The organism is Cohnella laeviribosi DSM 21336, from assembly GCF_000378425.1.
GTDB lineage: Bacteria > Bacillota > Bacilli > Paenibacillales > Paenibacillaceae > Cohnella > Cohnella laeviribosi.
Window position 1 is genome coordinate 59,133 of record NZ_KB899808.1, and the last position, 18,088, is coordinate 77,220.

General features: G+C 61.1%; 19 protein-coding genes. 16 read left to right on the plus strand and 3 right to left on the minus strand.

The features are described from left to right. Positions 1 to 43: 43 nt before the first annotated feature. Positions 44 to 133 (minus strand): putative holin-like toxin, encoded by a 90-nt coding sequence (locus F560_RS26545; RefSeq protein WP_019003689.1) that lies wholly within the window; start codon positions 131 to 133, stop codon positions 44 to 46. A 541-nt stretch (positions 134 to 674) separates the two neighbouring features. On the opposite strand from F560_RS26545, the gene rsmD reads away from it, so the two are divergent. Further along, positions 675 to 1,235, plus strand: coding sequence for a 16S rRNA (guanine(966)-N(2))-methyltransferase RsmD (rsmD, locus tag F560_RS22115; protein ID WP_019003690.1), 561 nt, complete (start codon positions 675 to 677; stop codon positions 1,233 to 1,235). After that, positions 1,236 to 1,769, plus strand: a complete 534-nt coding sequence (gene coaD / locus F560_RS0100310; protein WP_019003691.1) for a pantetheine-phosphate adenylyltransferase — start codon at positions 1,236 to 1,238, stop codon at positions 1,767 to 1,769. Between the two features lie 143 nt (positions 1,770 to 1,912). Here the strand turns inward: coaD and F560_RS24390 are convergent, their stop codons facing one another. Together F560_RS24390 and F560_RS0100320 are read right to left on the minus strand one after the other, a co-directional pair. Continuing rightward, positions 1,913 to 3,178 carry a hypothetical protein gene (locus tag F560_RS24390; RefSeq protein WP_019003692.1) on the minus strand — a complete coding sequence of 422 codons (1,266 nt, stop codon included), beginning with the start codon at positions 3,176 to 3,178 and terminating at the stop codon, positions 1,913 to 1,915. A gap of 318 nt (positions 3,179 to 3,496) precedes the next feature. Further along, a complete protein-coding gene (locus F560_RS0100320; RefSeq protein WP_019003693.1) occupies positions 3,497 to 4,732 on the minus strand; it encodes a nucleotidyltransferase in 1,236 nt (411 codons plus the stop codon). 154 nt (positions 4,733 to 4,886) lie between these two features. On the opposite strand from F560_RS0100320, the gene F560_RS0100325 reads away from it, so the two are divergent. The 14 genes from F560_RS0100325 to F560_RS26475 all read left to right on the plus strand — a co-directional run bounded on the left by F560_RS0100325 (position 4,887) and on the right by F560_RS26475 (position 18,046). Continuing rightward, a complete protein-coding gene (locus F560_RS0100325; RefSeq protein ID WP_019003694.1) occupies positions 4,887 to 5,411 on the plus strand; it encodes a YceD family protein in 525 nt (174 codons plus the stop codon). A gap of 68 nt (positions 5,412 to 5,479) precedes the next feature. Then, a complete protein-coding gene (gene rpmF / locus F560_RS0100330) occupies positions 5,480 to 5,653 on the plus strand; it encodes a 50S ribosomal protein L32 (protein WP_019003695.1) in 174 nt (57 codons plus the stop codon). 100 nt (positions 5,654 to 5,753) lie between these two features. Continuing rightward, positions 5,754 to 6,359, plus strand: coding sequence for a transcription factor FapR (gene fapR, locus F560_RS0100335; protein ID WP_019003696.1), 606 nt, complete (start codon positions 5,754 to 5,756; stop codon positions 6,357 to 6,359). Beyond that, positions 6,343 to 7,332 (plus strand): phosphate acyltransferase PlsX, encoded by a 990-nt coding sequence (plsX, locus tag F560_RS0100340; protein ID WP_019003697.1) that lies wholly within the window; start codon positions 6,343 to 6,345, stop codon positions 7,330 to 7,332. Before fapR ends, plsX begins: the two co-directional genes overlap by 17 nt. 11 nt (positions 7,333 to 7,343) lie before the next feature. Continuing rightward, a complete protein-coding gene (locus tag F560_RS0100345) occupies positions 7,344 to 8,330 on the plus strand; it encodes a beta-ketoacyl-ACP synthase III (protein ID WP_026298012.1) in 987 nt (328 codons plus the stop codon). 49 nt (positions 8,331 to 8,379) lie between these two features. After that, positions 8,380 to 9,309 (plus strand): ACP S-malonyltransferase, encoded by a 930-nt coding sequence (fabD, locus tag F560_RS0100350; RefSeq protein ID WP_019003699.1) that lies wholly within the window; start codon positions 8,380 to 8,382, stop codon positions 9,307 to 9,309. A 40-nt stretch (positions 9,310 to 9,349) separates the two neighbouring features. Further along, a complete protein-coding gene (fabG, locus tag F560_RS0100355) occupies positions 9,350 to 10,102 on the plus strand; it encodes a 3-oxoacyl-[acyl-carrier-protein] reductase (RefSeq protein WP_019003700.1) in 753 nt (250 codons plus the stop codon). Positions 10,103 to 10,195: 93 nt separating this feature from the next. Further along, positions 10,196 to 10,429, plus strand: a complete 234-nt coding sequence (gene acpP, locus F560_RS0100360) for an acyl carrier protein (protein WP_019003701.1) — start codon at positions 10,196 to 10,198, stop codon at positions 10,427 to 10,429. Between the two features lie 92 nt (positions 10,430 to 10,521). Continuing rightward, complete coding sequence (gene fabF, locus F560_RS0100365) at positions 10,522 to 11,763, plus strand: beta-ketoacyl-ACP synthase II (RefSeq protein WP_019003702.1); 1,242 nt, start codon at positions 10,522 to 10,524, stop codon at positions 11,761 to 11,763. Between the two features lie 166 nt (positions 11,764 to 11,929). Then, entirely contained in the window at positions 11,930 to 12,661 is a 732-nt protein-coding gene (rnc, locus tag F560_RS0100370; protein ID WP_019003703.1) for a ribonuclease III, read from the plus strand. 11 nt (positions 12,662 to 12,672) lie between these two features. Continuing rightward, a complete protein-coding gene (gene smc, locus F560_RS0100375) occupies positions 12,673 to 16,254 on the plus strand; it encodes a chromosome segregation protein SMC (protein ID WP_019003704.1) in 3,582 nt (1,193 codons plus the stop codon). A gap of 36 nt (positions 16,255 to 16,290) precedes the next feature. Next, positions 16,291 to 17,307 (plus strand): signal recognition particle-docking protein FtsY, encoded by a 1,017-nt coding sequence (gene ftsY, locus F560_RS0100380; RefSeq protein WP_019003705.1) that lies wholly within the window; start codon positions 16,291 to 16,293, stop codon positions 17,305 to 17,307. 155 nt (positions 17,308 to 17,462) lie between these two features. Next, on the plus strand, positions 17,463 to 17,654 hold the full coding sequence (locus F560_RS0100385) for a helix-turn-helix domain-containing protein (RefSeq protein ID WP_019003706.1): 192 nt from the start codon (positions 17,463 to 17,465) through the stop codon (positions 17,652 to 17,654). A 41-nt stretch (positions 17,655 to 17,695) separates the two neighbouring features. Further along, the gene (locus F560_RS26475; protein ID WP_342662920.1) at positions 17,696 to 18,046 is read left to right on the plus strand and encodes a DUF6609 family protein; all 351 of its coding nucleotides are present in this window, start codon (positions 17,696 to 17,698) and stop codon (positions 18,044 to 18,046) included. The last annotated feature ends 42 nt before the right edge of the window (positions 18,047 to 18,088 follow it).

Genomic DNA, 18,088 nt, shown 5'->3' on the forward strand with positions numbered 1-18,088 from the left:
TATTACGGGTGGAAATAGACCGCATACCTTTGGCGAGGGCGGTCTATTTCTTTTTGTGGAATGAAAGAATCATAACGACCAATGTCGCAAATGAAATCATCAGCGTCAAGGTCTGATACACTTCCACGGGCATCACCTCCCTTCCGGGAGACTAGCCGACCGCCCTTGCAAGCCATTCTGTTGTAAGAAGATTATACCATTTTAGTCTACTAACCGGTGGGCTTTTTATTTTTGCCTGCGAGGTGATTCTTATGTTTTCTGACAATGGCTACCAATTGGCTGCCAAAGAAGAAAATTAAACAGATTTTTTATGCGATTCAAGAACGAATGCTTTGCTAAAAAATGCAGCAATATCAAGGGGATTCGGTTTTTTATAAATAAAAAATCGAGCCCCGTCTCGCGACGAGGCCCTCATGGGAGAGGAGAAACCGGACGAAGAGCTTATGGGGAAACGTAAGTCTTCTCCGCGGTTGTCCCCGGCGCCGGTTAAGCGCCGGTACTACCATTGTGACCGTTCGGGACGGAAATATACGCGCGGGCGGGAAAATTTTTTTGCGGACGGTGCGGAAGGAAAATACACAATCTTTTGCGGCGCGGCGGAATGTGGTAACATAGCACCATCAGCGCCTCGAATGAGCTTATGGCGGCGGGGCGAAGGTGCGAGGGATAGCAACGTGAGAGTCATATCGGGAGAAGCCCGGGGACGGCCGCTGAAGGCGGTGCCGGGCCATTCGACACGTCCGACGACGGACAAGGTGAAGGAAGCGCTGTTCAGCATCATCGGTCCGTATTTCGACGGGGGACGGGTGCTCGACCTTTTTGCCGGAACCGGCGGTCTCGGGATCGAAGCGCTGAGCCGCGGCGCGGATCATGCGGTGTTCATCGACGCGAACCCCAAAAGCGTGGCGGTCATCCGCCACAACCTGGAAGCGACAGGACTTGCGGGAAAAGCGGAAGTGTACCGCAACGACGCGGGCAAAGCGGTCCGGCAGTTGGAGCGCCGGGGAATGAAGTTCGATCTGATTTTTTTGGACCCCCCTTATATAATGAAGGATTGCGCGGACCGGCTGCTCGATCTGGCGGCAAGGGGGCTGGTCGCGGACGGGGCCACCGCCGTGGTGGAGCATGAATCGGGCTTCGATTACGGAGACCGGTTCGGCGCGTTCGGGCGGCGGCGCCATGCGACCTACGGCGAAGTCGCTCTATCCATATATCGTTACGAAGGAGAGGCATAAATGGCGCCAAAAACATCCAGACCGGAAGGGGAACGCCAAAGCCGGATCGCGGTGTACCCCGGCAGCTTTGATCCGGTGACATTCGGCCATCTGGACATCATTCGCCGGGCGGCAAAGCAGTTTGACCGGCTGATTGTGGCGGTGTTGAACAACACGAAGAAAAACGCGCTGTTCACGGTGCAAGAACGGACCGAGCTGTTGCAGGAAGTGACCAAGGACATCCCGAACGTCGAGATCGACAGCTTCCGGGACCTGCTCGTCCGTTACATGCGATCCCGGAACGCGCAGGTAAGCGTGCGGGGCATTCGTTCCGTCACCGATTTCGAGTACGAGTTGCAAATGGCATCCACCAACCGCCACCTGGACGAAGGCATCGAAACGATCTTCATGATGACGAATCCGAAATATTCGTATTTAAGCTCCAGCATTGTCAAGGAGATCGCCCAGTTCAACGGCCAAGTCCAGGAACTGGTGCCGCCGGCGGTTGAAGCCGCGCTGCGGCGCAAATTCGGAACGTCCCCATCTTCTACATAATTGCGGCGGAGATCATTGCGGCTGCAAGTTCAACAGCTTTATTTCACGGCATCGCCCTCCGACTGGCCTTCGGGGCCGGACGGAGGGCGACTTCTTTTCCGATAGCGCGAACGATCATCGCGCGGTTCGGGCAAGCGATTGGCTCACGAACCGGGCGGATCCTTCGGCTTGCCCTTGGACGGACGGATGATCGCGGCGAGCAGCGCCAGCAGCAGAAAAACGCCGATGGACGCGGCGGCGGTGGCCAGCGTCGCGGCCGACAGCTTCCAGCCGCCCGGCAGCGCGAAGACGGCTTCGCCCGCGATGGAGGCCGGCTCGGCGGCCCAGGCGGGAACGAAACGCTTGAGCCAGTCCTGTTGGACGGCGAGCGCAAGCGGGTAGGCGAAGGCGAGCGCCAGCGCGGCGTGAAACAGGCGCGCGGCGATAAAGCGCAGCCAGGGGAACGGAATGCGCGTCCCGAAAACGGCGCGCGCTTGCAGCAGGCCGCACACGCCCGTCCAGGCAAGCGCTGCGGCAAGCAGGGCGGCGGCGCGGGCGGGATCGGCCTCGAACAGGGCGGAACGGCTCGTTTCATAGGCGCCGAGGTGCATTTCGTACGCCCCGGGAACGGCAACCCAGGCGTCCGCTCCGGGGATAGCCAATTGAAGCATGCGCAGCAGGACGGAGCTGAGCATGATCAGGCCGCCGACGGCCATCAGCATCGACACGGCGCGGGTCACCGCTTCGGCGATCTGCTGGCCGAACGGCCGCCCGTCTTCGGCGCGGGCTTCGCGAACGGCGCGATAAGCCCGGCGCAGCGTCGCGGCCGCAGGGCCCGCCGGATGCGGAGGCACTGCGGGCGAGGCGGATTTCGTCAGCCTCGACCACAGCCAGCCCGCGACTAACGCCGACAGCCATAACCCGGCGGCAATGGCCCATCCGTACAGCGGAGACTGCAGAAATCCGCTGCCGACCACAAGCACGACCAGAAACGGGCTCGGCAAGTGCGCGACCAGCAGCAGCGTGTCCATATCCTGGTCGCGCACAAGACCTTTTTCCTTTAGCCGCACAGCCTCCCGAGCGCCGACGGGGACTCCGGCCGCCCAGCCGAAGGCCAGCGCCCATCCGGCCGCTCCGGGCAGCCGGAACAGCTTGCGGGCGATCGGCTCGCCGAGAACGGCGATCCCGTGCAACAGGCCGGATGCCGCCAGCAATTCGGTCAGGATAAGCGGGGGCAGCAGTCCGGGAAACACGGTTTGCCACCAAACTTCAAACCCGCCGAGCGAAGCGCGGAACGCTTCGCCGGGCGAGCGTACGATGCTGACGACCAGCAGCAGCGCGCATGCGCCGAGCAGAACGGATACGAGAACGGAATTTTGGTTTTTGGCATTCGTCGGGCCGCTTGCCGGGCCCGATTCTTTCCCGCTCATGACGCCACCTCCCCGGAAACCGCAACTCCCCGCCGGCGGCCGCATGCGACGAGCGGAATCGCACGGTTGCGCGCCAAGCCGCTTGGGCGAGGACAAGCGGTTTACATTACAATGTACGCGGCAGCCCGGGACGGTAGACCAGCATGCGGGAGGGTGTGCAACGAAGCGGGTTCAAGATCGAAGGGGAGGGGAACGCGGGGCGGAAAGGGGATGCGATGACCGGAGAGGGCGTTCCTGCTTCTCCATGGCGGGGCCGGTTAACCGGAAGCGGAGCCGGAACCGGCCCTTAGCGGCCGCGGGATGCAGGATGCGGCGGTTCTAAACGCGAACGGGAGGCCGCGTGTAGTCGCGCCAGGCGTCGGCGGGAGCGGGAGCATCGAAGGCGAGCGAGTACAGGGCGGTCGCCTCGGCATCCAGGCGCAGATAGGGCCAGTCGCCTTCGGCGGCGCTTTGGATGACCGGCACGGCCGCCGTCTTCTTCATCCGGCGCAAGAGCTCGCGGCCCTTCTCGCCGAATCCGAGGACCCGGATGTATTCGATGCCGGAGGCCAGCCGCTCCGGCGCCAGCTCGTCCTTGCGGTGGCCGAGCAGGATGCGCAGCAGCATCCGCTGCAGCTTCGTGCGCGTGTACCGCTTCGTCTTGAGCGCCGCCAGCAGCGCTTCGACGCTGTATTCCGGCAGCGTCCTCAGGCTTTGCCGGATGCGGAATTCCAGTCCCTCCGTCACCTCGGCGAACGCGGCCAGATCCGCTTCTCGCGATTGCAGCAGACGATGCAGCAGCGGGCGCGCGAACGATTCCCAGGTAACGGGGGCTCTGCCCGCCGCCGCCTCCCTGGCCAAAATCTCCAGCGTGCTTGCGGGTACGTACGGCGCAAGCGCCGCAACCTCGGCCCGTTCCGACAGCAGTTTGCGCAGGGCGGTGGCGCTGGCGATCCGGCGGTCGGTAATCGTCGTCTGATTGTAGCCGGATTTTTCGCGGCGGATCGAAAAAGGCTCGATCGAACTGCCGAGACGCAGCAGCGCGAGCAGGTAGTGCAGGCCGAGCGTATGGTTCGGCTGGTCCAGCCGAAACCCGGCATCGACGGCCAGTCCCGCGTCGCTCAGGTACGAACGGACCGCCTCGCTGTAGGCGGACGGATAGGGCAATCCCGCTTTCAGCAGCCCGCTCAGGCGGCCGCTCAACGCTTGCGGCTCCTCCGCCAGCAGCCGGGCGATCCGCAACAGCGGCGCGAGCTCGCCGCTCTCGCTGCCGAAGCACAAGGCGTCCACTACGCCGGTCGCCTCCAGAACGGCGACGGCGCCGTAAGCGAACCACTGCGCCGGCTGGGCGCTGTACGCGACAGGCAGCTCCAGCACGAGATCGCAGCCGGCGCGGAGCGCCATTTCGGTCCGCGCCCATTTGTCGGCGAGCGCAGGCTCGCCGCGCTGCAGAAAATGTCCGCTCATGACGGCGACGACCGCGTCCGCGCCCGTTATTTTTCGCGATTGTTGTATATGATAGAGATGACCGTTATGCAACGGATTATATTCGACGACGATGCCGACCGTCCTCACGAATTGCGCTCCTTTCGCCGGTTAAAACAGGTTGTTCGGGAATTTTCGGCCCGTTTTTCTCCATCATATCACGACGGGGCGCACAGGCACTAAATGTTGACAAAACCTTTACGGCACCGATATAATAAATTTTGTTTGTTTGGAGTGATGGTGAATGTTGCTGAACGTGCAAGAACTCGCGGCCCGCGGGGAGACTGTGAGGCTGAGCGAGTCCTTCGATGCGACAGAAGCGGTCAAAGAGGTGCGCGACGTCAAGCCGCTGGGGCCCCTCTCTGCGGAGCTTGTCGCCGAATACGCCGACGGTGTGATCGACGTATCGGGCCATCTCGCCTGCAAGCTGCAGCTCGCTTGTTCTCGTTGCCTCGAACCGATCGAATACGACTGTCAGGTTTCGTTTCAGGAAACATTCAAGATCGTTCCAAAAGAAGTGGCCGAACGCGGAGAGCAGGACGACGAAGATTTCGTGCCTATTCACGGCGAACGCTTGGACCTTCGTCCGTATGTGGAGGAAGAACTGCTCCTGCATTTACCGTACGCCCTGCTGTGCCGCGAGGACTGCAAGGGATTGTGTCCGGAATGCGGGCAGAATTTGAACCGCGGCGAATGCGGGTGCAACAGGGAGAAAATCGATCCCCGGCTTATGGCGCTGAAGGATTGGTACGATGCCCGGCCGAACTGACTTTTTGACATGAAGATGAACGCCGACATAGGCAGTTGCGCGCTCGACTCGGATAAGGAGGTGGGAACATGGCAGTCCCTTTTGGTAAAACATCGAAATCCCGCAAGAACAAGCGTCGTACGCACTTCAAGCTGGTTGTCCCGGGCATGGTAAGATGCGAACAATGCGGCGAGCTGAAGCTTTCGCACCGCGTCTGCAAGGTGTGCGGCACGTACAAAGCTCGCGAAGTCATCAAGCAATAATCGAAGTAACGCGCTCAGGGGTCATTGCTTCCCGGCGCGTTTTTCTTTATACTCTGCTTAGTACCAGGTATCAGTATGAACTTATAAGGCGGTGGCGGTCATGGAACGACTTCCGAAACGTCAGCGCCAACAGCAGCTCAGCCGACTGCTGGAGGAGAATCCGTTCCTTACCGACCGGGAGCTGACCCGACTGCTCAAAGTGAGCATTCAGACGATCCGGCTAGACCGGATGGAATTGAACATTCCCGAACTTCGGGAAAGGCTGAAAATGATGGCGGAACGATCCTACGACCCGGTTCGTTCGCTGCCACTGCATGAAGTGATCGGCGACATCGTGGATTTGCAGCTCGACAAGAGCGGCATCTCCATCTTTGAAATCCGGGAGGAGCATGTGTTCTCCCGCAGCGGCATCGCCCGGGGACATCATGTTTTCGCGCAGGCCAATTCGCTGGCGGTGGCCGTGATCAACGATGAAATCGCTTTGACCGCTTCGGCGGACATCCGCTTCATCCGGCCGGTGCGGCTCGGAGAAAAATGCATTGCCAAAGCCTATGTGCGTTCGAGCGGCAATTCGAAAGGCAAAGGCAAGGTGGAAGTATTCACGTACGTAGGTGAAGAAATGGTATTCCAGGGGAATTTTGTTATCTATCGTTCTGCGGGTGCGCCGGAACGCGAAGGAGGAGGCGCTCATGAGGATCGCCGTTGACGCGATGGGCGGCGACCACTCGCCTCATGCCCAAGTGGAAGGGGCGCTGGCCGCAGCGGCCGAATGGCCGGATACGGAACTGATTCTCGTCGGAAGGGCCGATGCGATCGAGCCGCTGCTTGCCGGACGCAAGCCGGCCAACGTTTCCGTCGCCCCGGCGACCGAGGTGATCGGCGGAGAAGACGAGCCCGTGCGCGCGGTTCGCCGCAAGCCTGACTCCTCGATGGTCGTAGCCGGCAAAATGCTCAAGGAAGGCGCCGCGGACGCGATGATCTCTTCCGGCAACACCGGCGCGCTGATGGCGGTCGGACTGCTCGTGCTCGGCCGGATGAACGGCATCGAGCGTCCGGGACTTGCGCCCATGCTGCCGACGGTGGACAAGACGGGCGTGCTCGCGCTCGATTTGGGCGCCAATATGGATGCGAAGCCGGAGCACTTGCTGCAGTACGCGCTGATGGGAAGCCTGTACCGGCAGAAGGTGCACGGCATGCCGAAACCTCGGGTCGGGCTGCTCAATGTCGGCACCGAGCCGGGCAAGGGCAACGAATTAACCAAAGCGGCCTTCGAGCTGCTTAGCGCTGCGCCGATCCATTTTATCGGCAACGTCGAATCGCGCGACGTGCTGGCGCGCAACTGCGACGTGCTCGTTTGCGACGGCTTTTCGGGCAATATTTTGCTCAAAGCGATGGAAGGCGTCGGCGAGACGGTGTTCGAGGTGCTCAAGCAGGAGCTGTCCTCGTCGATCAAGTCGAAGCTGGCCGCTTGGATGCTGATGCCGAATTTCCGCAAAATGAAAAAGATGATGGATTACAAAGAACACAACGGAGCGCCGTTGCTCGGCGTAAACGGCCTGATCGTCAAAAGCCACGGTTCCTCCGACGCCGTGGCGATGAAGCATGCGATCCGCCAAACCCGCACGGCCATTCGCAACGGACTTATTCCTGCATTGGCGGGAGAATTCGGCAGAAAGTGAGAGATTACAAAATGAATGGATTTCCCGTTGGCATTCTGGGCACCGGCATGTACGCCCCGGAACGCCGTCTGACGAATCAAGAGCTCGAGACCATGGTCGAGACGAGCGACGAATGGATCGTAAGCCGCACGGGCATTCGCGAGCGCCGGATCGCCGCCCCGGAGCAGGCGACGTCCGATCTCGCGTACGAAGCTTCGCTTAAGGCGCTGGCCGCCGCGGGCATTTCCGCCGATCAGCTCGATCTGATCATCGTGGCGACCATTACGCCGGACATGTTTTTTCCGTCCACGGCGTGCATCCTGCAGGAAAAGCTGGGCGCGAAAAAAGCGGCCGCTTTCGACCTGTCCGCCGCCTGCTCGGGATTTATTTACGGCCTGGCCAACGCGGCCGGTTTCATCGCGACCGGGGCTTACCAATATGCGCTGGTGGTCGGAGCGGATTGCCTGTCGCGGATTACGGATTATACCGACCGCAACACGTGCATCCTGTTCGGCGACGGCGCGGGAGCGGCCGTGCTGGGCCGGGTTCCGGAAGGCCGGGGCTTCCGGTCGTTCGAGCTGGGCGCCGACGGCAGCGGCGGCGAGCTGCTCAACATCCGCGGCGGCGGCTCGCGCCTGCCGGCGTCCGAGAAGACGATCGCGGAACGGAATCATTATATCTATATGAACGGCCGCGAAGTGTTCAAGTTCGCGGTGCGCGTAATGGGCAACGCGGCGGAAGAGGCGCTGCGGAAGGCGGGCCTGGGCAAGGAAGACATCGATCTGCTCGTCCCGCACCAGGCGAATATCCGCATCATCCAGTCCGCGCTCGAACGCCTGAATTTGCCGGAGGACAAATGCCTGATCAACGTCGACCGCTACGGCAACATGTCGGCGGCCTCGATCCCGGTGGCCCTGGCCGAAGCGGTGGAGGAAGGCCGCGTCCGCGAAGGCGACCGCCTCGTGCTGGTCGGCTTCGGAGGCGGGCTTACGTGGGGCGCATCGGTGCTCGTCTGGTAAGCTTCATTCCCGGCAATAGACCCGGCATCTAACAGGAGGAATCGTCACGATGGGCAAAATTGCGTTTGTATTTCCCGGCCAAGGGGCGCAGGCCGTAGGCATGGGGCGGGACGCGTACGAGCGGTTCGAAGCGTCGCGCGCCGTTTTTGACCGCGCGGATGAAGTGCTGGGCTTTTCGGTGTCCAAGCTTGCGTTCGAGGGGCCGGAAGAGGAGCTGAAATTGACGGCCAACACGCAGCCGGCGCTTTTGACAACCAGCGTCGCGCTGCTGGAGGCGTTCAAGGCGCGCGGCGTCAAGCCCGACTATGTCGCCGGGCACAGCCTCGGCGAATACAGCGCGCTGGTCGCGGCCGGGGTGTTGTCTTTCGACGACGCGGTTCGGCTCGTGCGGGCGCGCGGGCTGTTCATGGAGCAGGCCGTGCCCGGCGGACAAGGCGCGATGGCCGCGACGCTGGGGGCGGACCGCGACGCTCTGGATGCGCTCTGCCGCGACATCTCGGCTACGGTCGGACGCGTCGAGCTTGCCAACGTGAACTGCCCCGGGCAGATCGTCGTATCCGGAACGGCCGCCGGCGTGGCGGCCGTCGCGGAGCGGGGCAAAGAGGCCGGCGCGAAGCGGGTCGTGCCGCTCGAAGTGAGCGGGCCGTTCCACTCGTCGCTCATGCAGCCCGCCGCCGACAAGCTGGAGAAGGAACTGGCGGCCGCCGAATTCCGCGACGCCGCCGTGCCGGTTATCGCGAACGTAACGGCGCGTCCCGTCGCGTCGGGCGAAGAGTTTCGCCGCCTGCTCGTCCGGCAGGTCGTTTCGCCCGTCTTGTGGGAAGACAGCGTCCGTTACTTGATCGGCGAGGGCGTCGACACGTTTGTCGAAATCGGCTCGGGCACGGTGCTTGCGGGCCTGATCAAAAAGATCGACAAGACCGTCAAGGTCGTGTCCGTCAACAGCGCGGATGCCGTAAGCGAAGCGGAAGCAGGCTGATCCGAAGCTTGCGGAACACTGGAAAGGAGGCCGAAACGGCATGGCGAAATGGGATTTAACGGGAAAGGCGGCGCTGGTTACCGGCGCTTCCCGCGGCATCGGCCGCGCGATTGCCGTCGCGCTGGCGGAGGCGGGCGCGGACGTGGCCGTCAATTACTCCGGCAGCGAAGCCGCCGCCAGGGAGACGGTGCAGGCCATTGAAGCGCTCGGCCGCAAGGCGGTCATGATCAAGGCCGACGTCGGCAAAGCGGCGGAATTCGAGGATTTGGTCCAGAAGACGCTGGAAACGTTCGGGAAATTGGATATACTGGTGAATAATGCGGGGATTACCCGAGACAACCTAATCATGCGCATGAAGGAAGAAGATTTCGATGCCGTCATCGAGACGAACCTCAAGGGCGTTTTTAACGGCATCAAGGCGGTTACCCGCCCCATGATGAAGCAGCGCTCGGGACGGATCATCAACATCTCCTCCGTCGTCGGCGTGCTCGGCAATGCCGGGCAGGCGAACTATGTGGCCGCCAAGGCGGGCGTCATCGGCCTGACCAAGTCCGCGGCACGGGAACTGGCTTCCCGCGGCATTACCGTCAACGCGGTCGCGCCCGGCTATATCGAGACGGACATGACCGACAAGCTGCCGCAGGACGTGCGCGAAGGCATTCTGAATCAGGTGCCGCTCGGCCGCATGGGCAAGCCGGAGGACGTCGCGCACGCGGTCGTCTATCTGGCGTCGGACGCCGCCTCGTACATGACCGGCCAGACGATCCATATCGACGGCGGCATGTACATGTAAGGGCGCCCGTCCGGAAGGCGGGCCGCTCAACCGGTTGCGCTATGGCTTTTTGTTGACGATTCACGTATAATACCTTAAAGGGAGGTGAACCGGATGTCCGATATACAGGAACGTGTGAAACGCATCGTGGTCGAACGCCTGGGCGTAGACGAGGCGGAAGTGACCGACGACGCATCCTTCAAAGACGATTTGGGCGCTGATTCTCTCGACGTGGTTGAACTCGTGATGGAGCTCGAGGATGAATTCGACTTGGAGATCTCCGATGAGGATGCAGAAAAGATCACAACGGTGGGAGAAGTCGTGAATTACATAAAATCTCATTCGTAATGATCTGCCTAAAAGTCCCGTTCGTGGAACGGGACTTCTCCACATCCAAGCGTCTTTTTGGCAATTCAGGTACCTGAAGAGGTGAACTTCTTTTGAAACAACGTGTCGTTGTGACCGGGATGGGAGTGCTGACTTCCCTCGGCGCCGATTTAAATACGTTTTGGAACAACCTTCTGGCCGGGAAATCCGGAGTCAGCCTGATCGAGGCGTTCGATACGGCCGACTATCCGACGAAAATCGCGGCTGAAGTCAAGAATTTTAACCCGGAGGATCACGGTATCGACAAGAAAGACGCTCGGAGAATGGACCGCTTCGTGCAATTCGCGATGGCAGCCAGTCTGTACGCGATCAAGGACGCGGACTTGCGGATCGGCGAGAATGCGGAAGCCGACCGGGTCGGCGTCAGCATCGGATCCGGTATCGGCGGACTTGCGACTTGGGAAGACCAGCATACGATTCTGATGGAAAAGGGCCCGCGGCGCGTCAGCCCGTTTTTTATCCCGATGATGATCGCCAACATGGCCAGCGGCCAGGTGTCGATCGCGACCGGCGCCAAAGGTCCGAACACGACGGCCGTAACGGCTTGCGCGACCGGCACCCATTCGATCGGCGACTCGTTCAAGATGATCCAGCGGGGGGACGCCGACGTGATGATTTGCGGCGGAGCCGAAGCGACCATCCGTCCGATCGCGATGGCGGGCTTCTCCAACATGCGGGCGATGAGCACCCGCAACGACGAGCCGGAGAAGGCCAGCCGGCCGTTCGATGCGGAGCGCGACGGGTTCGTGATGGGCGAAGGCGCGGGGGTCCTCGTTCTCGAATCGCTCGAGCATGCGAAGCGCCGCGGCGCCCGTATATATGCGGAAGTCATCGGTTACGGAATGAGCGGCGACGCTTACCACATCACCGATCCGGACCCGGACGGCGCGGCGCGCTGCATGGCGCGCGCGCTCAAGGATGCGGGCATCGCTCCGGAAGCGGTCGGCTATATTAACGCGCACGGCACGTCCACGCCTGTCGGAGACAAATCCGAAACGACGGCGATCAAGACGACGTTCGGAGACCATGCCTACAAGCTTGCGGTCAGCTCCACCAAGTCGATGACCGGCCATATGCTTGGCGCGGCCGGCGGCGTCGAAGCGGTCATTCTCGGACTCGCGCTGCGGGACGGCATGCTTCCGCCGACGATCAATCTCGAACATCCGGATCCCGCGTGCGATCTCGATTACGTGCCGAATGTGGCGCGCAAAGCGGATATCGAGATCGGACTGTCCAATTCCTTCGGCTTTGGCGGTCATAATGCAACCATTATTATGCGGAAATATGAAGCCTAACGGCGCGAACGTGTGACGCAGGCGGCGCGAGCCGCCTGCGTTTTTAACGGTTCGGAAAGGATCGGATTTCGTCTCTTCTTTTCCGGATCGTTCCGCAGAACGGGCGCGCCCCCCGGCAGGACGGGGCGCGGCCGTTTCATTCCATACAGTCCGGGAGGTGCCCTGAATGGACGAGAATTTTCGTCGTTTGCAAGAAAGGCTGAATCTGCGGTTCCGCAATCCGGCGTTGCTGCGCCAGGCGTTTACCCATACGTCGTATGTCAACGAACAACGCGGAGCGCGCGTTCAGCATAACGAGCGGTTGGAATTTCTCGGAGACGCCGTGCTGCAGCTTACCGTATCGGAGAAGTTGTACCGGATGTATCCGGATCGGCCTGAGGGCGAATTAACCCGGCTCAGGGCAAGCATCGTATGCGAACCGTCGCTTGTCCGTTTTGCCGAGGCGCTCGATTTCGGGCAGGTCGTGCTGCTCGGCAAAGGGGAGGAGCAAACGGGCGGCCGTACGCGGCCGTCGCTCTTGGCGGATGCGTTCGAGGCGTTTGTCGGCGCGCTTTATTTGGATCAGGGGCTGGATGCGACCCGGGTGTTCCTGGAAGAGCACCTGTTTGTCCATCTGCCCAAGGACAGCGCTTCATCCCTCAAGGACCACAAAACGGAGCTGCAGGAAAAAATCCAGCAGATCAATTTGGGTCAGCTCGACTACCGCACCGTCGAGGAGAGAGGTCCCGCCCACGACCGCGAATTTGTCGTTGCCGTGTTTGTGGGAGACCGCCGTTTGGGCGAAGGCGCGGGCCGCTCCAAAAAAGAAGCGGAGCAGAAAGCCGCCGCCAAAGCGCTGCGTCTGCTGCAGGACGGCGGCATTCCCGGGCGGTTGAAAACCGGGGAACGCAGGAGGTGATCTGAAGGCCTATGTTTTTGAAACGCATTGAGCTTGCCGGCTTCAAGTCGTTTGCGGACCGCCTCGAACTGGAATTCGGACGCGGGATTACGGCCGTCGTCGGACCGAACGGCAGCGGCAAGAGCAACATTTCCGACGGCATCCGCTGGGTGCTCGGGGAGCAAAGCGCCAAAAGCCTGCGCGGCGGCAACATGCAAGACATTATTTTTGCCGGGAGCGACAGCCGCAAAGCGGTGAATTTCGCCGAAGTGTCGCTGACGCTCGACAATTCGGACAAAGCGCTGCCGCTGGACTTCTCGGAAGTGACGGTAACCCGGCGCGTCCACCGGAGCGGCGAAAGCGAATATTTGATCAACAAGCAGCCTTGCCGCCTCAAGGATATTACCGAACTGTTCATGGACACGGGGATCGGCAAAGAAGCGTACTCGATCATCGGGCAGGGCCGCATCGAGGAGATTTTGAGCACCCGCTCGGAGGACCGGCGCGGCATCTTTGAGGAAGCGTCCGGAATCGTCAAATACAAAACGCGCAAAAAGGAAGCGCAGAAGAAGCTGGAAGATACGGAGGCCAACCTGCTGCGGATCAACGACCTCGTCGTCGAGCTGGAGGGCCAGGTGGAGCCGCTGCGCGTGCAATCCGAAAAGGCCGAAACGTACAAAGCGCTCAAAGAAGAGCTGAAGGCGAAGGAAATCGCCCTGTACGTCCACCAGATCGAAACGACGCACAAAAGCTGGTCGGAAACGAACGAGCGGCTGACGAAGCTGAAGGAAGAAGAGCAGGCGCTGTCCGCCGAAGTGGCGCTTCACGACGCGAAGCTGGAGGAAGACCGGCAGGCGCTCTACCTGCTGGAAGAGACGCTCGAAAAGCTGCAGGACGAGCTGCTGCATACAAGCGAAGAGACGGAAAAAAGCGAAGGCTACGTCGAGCTGCTCAAAGAGCGCCATGCGAACCTGCTGCGCAACCGGGAGACGCTTGAGCACAATTTGGCGCAGGCCGAGCAGCGGCTTGCGGAGACGGAAGCGGAGGGCGCCGCCTTGGCGCAGCGCCGCGATCAGCTTGAGGCGGAGCTTGCGCAGCTGCGGGAGCGTCTTGAGCGCGAAGAGACGAAGCTGGCGCTGGCGGACGGAAATTCCGAAGCCGAGGAACGGCTGAAAGCCGAGCTGTTCGAGACGATGAATGCGATGGCGCAGGCGCGCAACGACATCCGCTACCACGAGCAGCAACGCGAGGTGCTGGACAGGCGGCTTCAGCGGACGGCCGAAGAGCGGGCGAAGCTTGGCGAGCAACTCGCGCAGCTTGCGGCCCGCCGGGAGGAACTCGAAGCCCGGCTCGCCGACAGCGCCGCTTCCGTCGTGCGGGCGCGGGACCGGTACGTTGCGGAAGGCGCCAGAAGCTCCGAGCTTCAGCGCAAGCTGGAGGAAGCGCAGGCGGCGTTCCGCCGGGCCGAGCAAAGGCGCGAAGCGCTCGTGTCCCGCCGCGATACGATTAAGGAGATGCAGAACGATTACGACGGCTTTCAGCACGGCGTCCGCGAAGTGCTCAAAGCGGCGAAACGCGGCCAACTGCACGGCGTGCACGGGGCGGTGGCCGAACTGATCGGCGTTCCGGCCCATCTGGAGACGGCGATCGAAACGGCGCTTGGCGGCGCGATGCAGAACATCGTCATGGAAAACGAAGCGACGTCGCGGGCGGCGATCGCCTATTTGAAGCAGCGCCAATCCGGCCGGGCGACGTTTTTGCCGCTCGACGTCATTCGTCCGCGCCAGCTCGGCGAAGGCGACCGGAGCGTCGCCCGGGAGACGGAAGGATTTGTCGGCGTCGCTTCCGAACTCGTCAAGACGGAGCCGCGCTACGCGAATATTGTGGGCAGCCTGCTCGGCAACGTGCTGATTGCGCAGAAGCTGGAGCAGGCGAACCGGATCGCTGCCAAATTGCAATACCGCTACCGCATCGTCACGCTGGACGGCGATGTCGTCAATCCCGGCGGTTCGATGACCGGGGGAAGCCTGCAGAAAAAATCGTCGAGCCTGCTCGGACGGCAGCGCCAGCTCGAGGAACTGGAGCTTGAGATCGCCAAGGCGGAAAGCGACCGCATGAACGCGCGCAGCGAAGTGGACGATTTGAAAAAGGAGCTGTCGATCGTCGCGCAAAACATCGAGCAGCTGCGCGAACTGGGCGAGCGGGAGCGGATGAACGAGCAGAAGCTCGGCGCCGACCTCCGCCAACTGGAGCATGAGGAGAAGCAGCTCGCCCAGCAGCTGAACGTGCTCGAGGAGGAGGACGTAACGCTCAAAGCCGAAGCGGACCAGCAAAACGCCGCGCGCAGCGATGCCGAAGGCCGGCTGGCTGCCTTGACGGCGGAGGAAGCGAAGCTGACCGGGCAGATCCGCGAAGCCGAAGAGCTGCGCCGCCGCAGCCAGACGGAGAAGGAAGAACTGCAGACGGCGGTGACGGAGCTCAAGGTCGCGACGGCCCGGCTGGAGCAGGACCGCCAGGCGGTCGAGGAGCAGTTCGCGCGGCACCGCGCCGAATGGCAGCGGCTTGAGGCGGAGAAGAAGCAGCTTGCCGAAGCGCTGCGGCAAAACGCGGAAGAGACGGCCCGCACCGAGGAGGAGCAGGTCAAGCAGCGCGAACGGCTGAACGAGCTTCGGCTCGCCAAGCGCGAGTTTACCGAAGGCATCGAGTTCAAGCGGTCCGACCGCGCCGAGCGACTCCGTCAGCTTGAGCTGAAGGAAAACGAGATCAAGGAGCAGCGCACGCGGCTCAAACAGGTCGAGGACCAGATCCGGCAGACCGAGATCGCGGCGAACCGGATGGACGTCGAGCTGGAAAACCTGCTGAAGAAGCTGAGCGAGGAATACGAAATCGGCTTCGAATGGGCGAAGCAGAAATATCCCGTTCCCGAAGACATCGCTGCGGCGCAAAGCGAAGTCCGGGACCTCAAGCGCCGCATTGCGTCGCTCGGCGACGTGAATATGGGCGCCATCGAGGAATACCGCCGCGTCAGCGAGCGCTATTCGTTCCTGTCCGCACAGAAGGAAGATCTGATCGAAGCGAAGACGAAGCTTCACGACATCATCCGCGAAATGGACGAGGAAATGTCGAAGCGGTTCCGGTCGACGTTCGAGGAGATCCGCAAGCACTTCGTCGTCGTGTTCTCCCGCCTGTTCGGCGGCGGGCGCGCCGATCTGATCATGAACGAACCGGATCGCCCGCTCGAGACGGGCATCGATATCGTCGCCCAGCCGCCCGGCAAAAAACTGCAAAACCTGCAGCTGCTGTCCGGCGGAGAGCGGGCGCTGACCGCCATCGCGCTGCTGTTTGCGATTTTGAACGTCAAGCCGGTTCCGTTCTGCGTGCTTGACGAGGTCGAAGCCGCGCTCGACGAGGCGAACGTGGCCCGCTATGCGCAATACATGCGGGAATTTTCCGAGGTGACGCAGTTTATCGTCGTGACGCACCGCAAAGGCACGATGGAGGAAGCGGACAGGTTGTACGGGGTGACGATGGAGGAAGGCGGCGTATCCAAGCTTGTTTCCGTCCGGCTGGACGAGGACGAGGATTCGGTTGCGGCCGCGGTATCGCCGGCATGATACGGATTGATTAATCGGTTGGAGGCATAACGATCCATGAGCTTTTTCAAAAGGTTGAAAGAAAGCATCTCGGCGAAAGCCGAGGCGGTGACGAACAAATTTCGCGAAGGTCTGGCCAAAACCCGCGACGCCTTCGTCGGGCAGGTGATGGATCTGTTCACCCGCCGCAGCAAAATCGACGAGGCCTTCTTCGAGGAGCTCGAGGAAATCCTCATCGGGGCGGACGTCGGCGTGAACACCGTCATGGAGCTCATCGACGATCTGCGCGCGGAGGTCAAGAAACGCAAAATCGAGGAGGCTTCCCAGCTGAAGCCGATTTTGTCGGAGAAGCTGGTCGGCTTGCTGAAGAACGAAGGCGAGGAAGCCGAGCTCAGAATGAACCCGGACGGGATCACCGTCATTCTGTTCGTCGGCGTGAACGGCGTCGGAAAGACGACGACGATCGGGAAGCTGGCCTGGCGCTTCAAGCAGCAGGGCAAGTCGGTGCTGCTGGCGGCGGGGGATACGTTCCGGGCCGGCGCGATCGAGCAGCTCGAGGTATGGGGGCAGCGCGTCGGGGTTGAAGTCAGTCGGCAGCAGGCCGGATCGGACCCCGCGGCCGTCATTTACGACGCTGTCCATGCGGCCAAGCAGCGCGGCGTCGACGTGCTGCTGTGCGATACGGCGGGAAGACTGCAGAACAAGGCGAATCTGATGGAGGAGCTGGCGAAAATTCATCGCGTCATCCAGCGGGAAATCCCCGGCGCTCCGCACGAGACGCTGCTTGTGCTCGACGCGACGACCGGCCAAAACGCCCTGCAGCAAGCGAAGCTGTTCGGCGAGAAAAGCGGCGTCACCGGCCTCGTGCTGACGAAGCTCGACGGAACGGCGAAAGGCGGCATTGTGATCGCGATTCGCCAGGAGCTTTCGCTGCCGGTGAAGTTCGTCGGATTGGGCGAAAAGATGGACGACCTGCAGCAGTTCGACGCCGAGCAGTTCGTGCACGCGCTGTTTGCGGGATTGGCCGAGAACGAAGCGGCGGAGACGGACGCGAATGCGGAGCCGGGCGCTTGACGGGCGCACCGTCCGCGAAGTCGGCGAACAAACCTGAAACGATGCTATTTCCATGGTGTCCGGAAGGACGCTTGGGAATAGCTTTTTTTATCAAAATAACCCCTCTTGTAAAATGAACCGCGTGTCAATCGGACGCACATAAAGAGCAGCGCAAGATGCAAATCCTCGAGGCGGCAGAACGGGTGTTCACTCGCAAGGGCTATGAGCCGGCGACCATAAAAGATATTGTGGAAGAGGCAAATATGAGCCGCGGCTGGATCTATCTGTATTACCAGACCAAAGAGGAAATTTTCGAGGATTTAATGGAAAAGATCGATCAGGACCAGGCGAAGCAACGAACTGCGTAAAGAAACTGTCGCGTGTCACGGAGAAACCGTGATTTTATCCGTTGAAGAAATCGGGGTCCGGATATCGAACACTGCGGAGTAGGGCTTTTGTCCTCAGGTTTCTTATCGGCGGGCCTTTCTATGCTGCCATGGATTACAGAATGATTTGGCTTGGAGCTTTAATGGCTGTCGCGATCCATTTTATTCCTTTCTATTTCGTTCACGGAAAAACCATGCCTTTTCTTTCCCTGGCTTTAATTCTAGTCGTCGGAGCCGGCTATGTCCGTCCGGATATTCCTTTCGCAGCGATCGGTTATCTTGACGCTTCGATCAAGATTGCGTTCGGGATGAGGCTTCTGTTCTCGAAAAATGACGGTTATCGAGGAGTTCCTTACAAAATAATAATTGACTAGTAAGCAATCTGTGAGTAATATATTTCGTATGCGAAAAGTTTG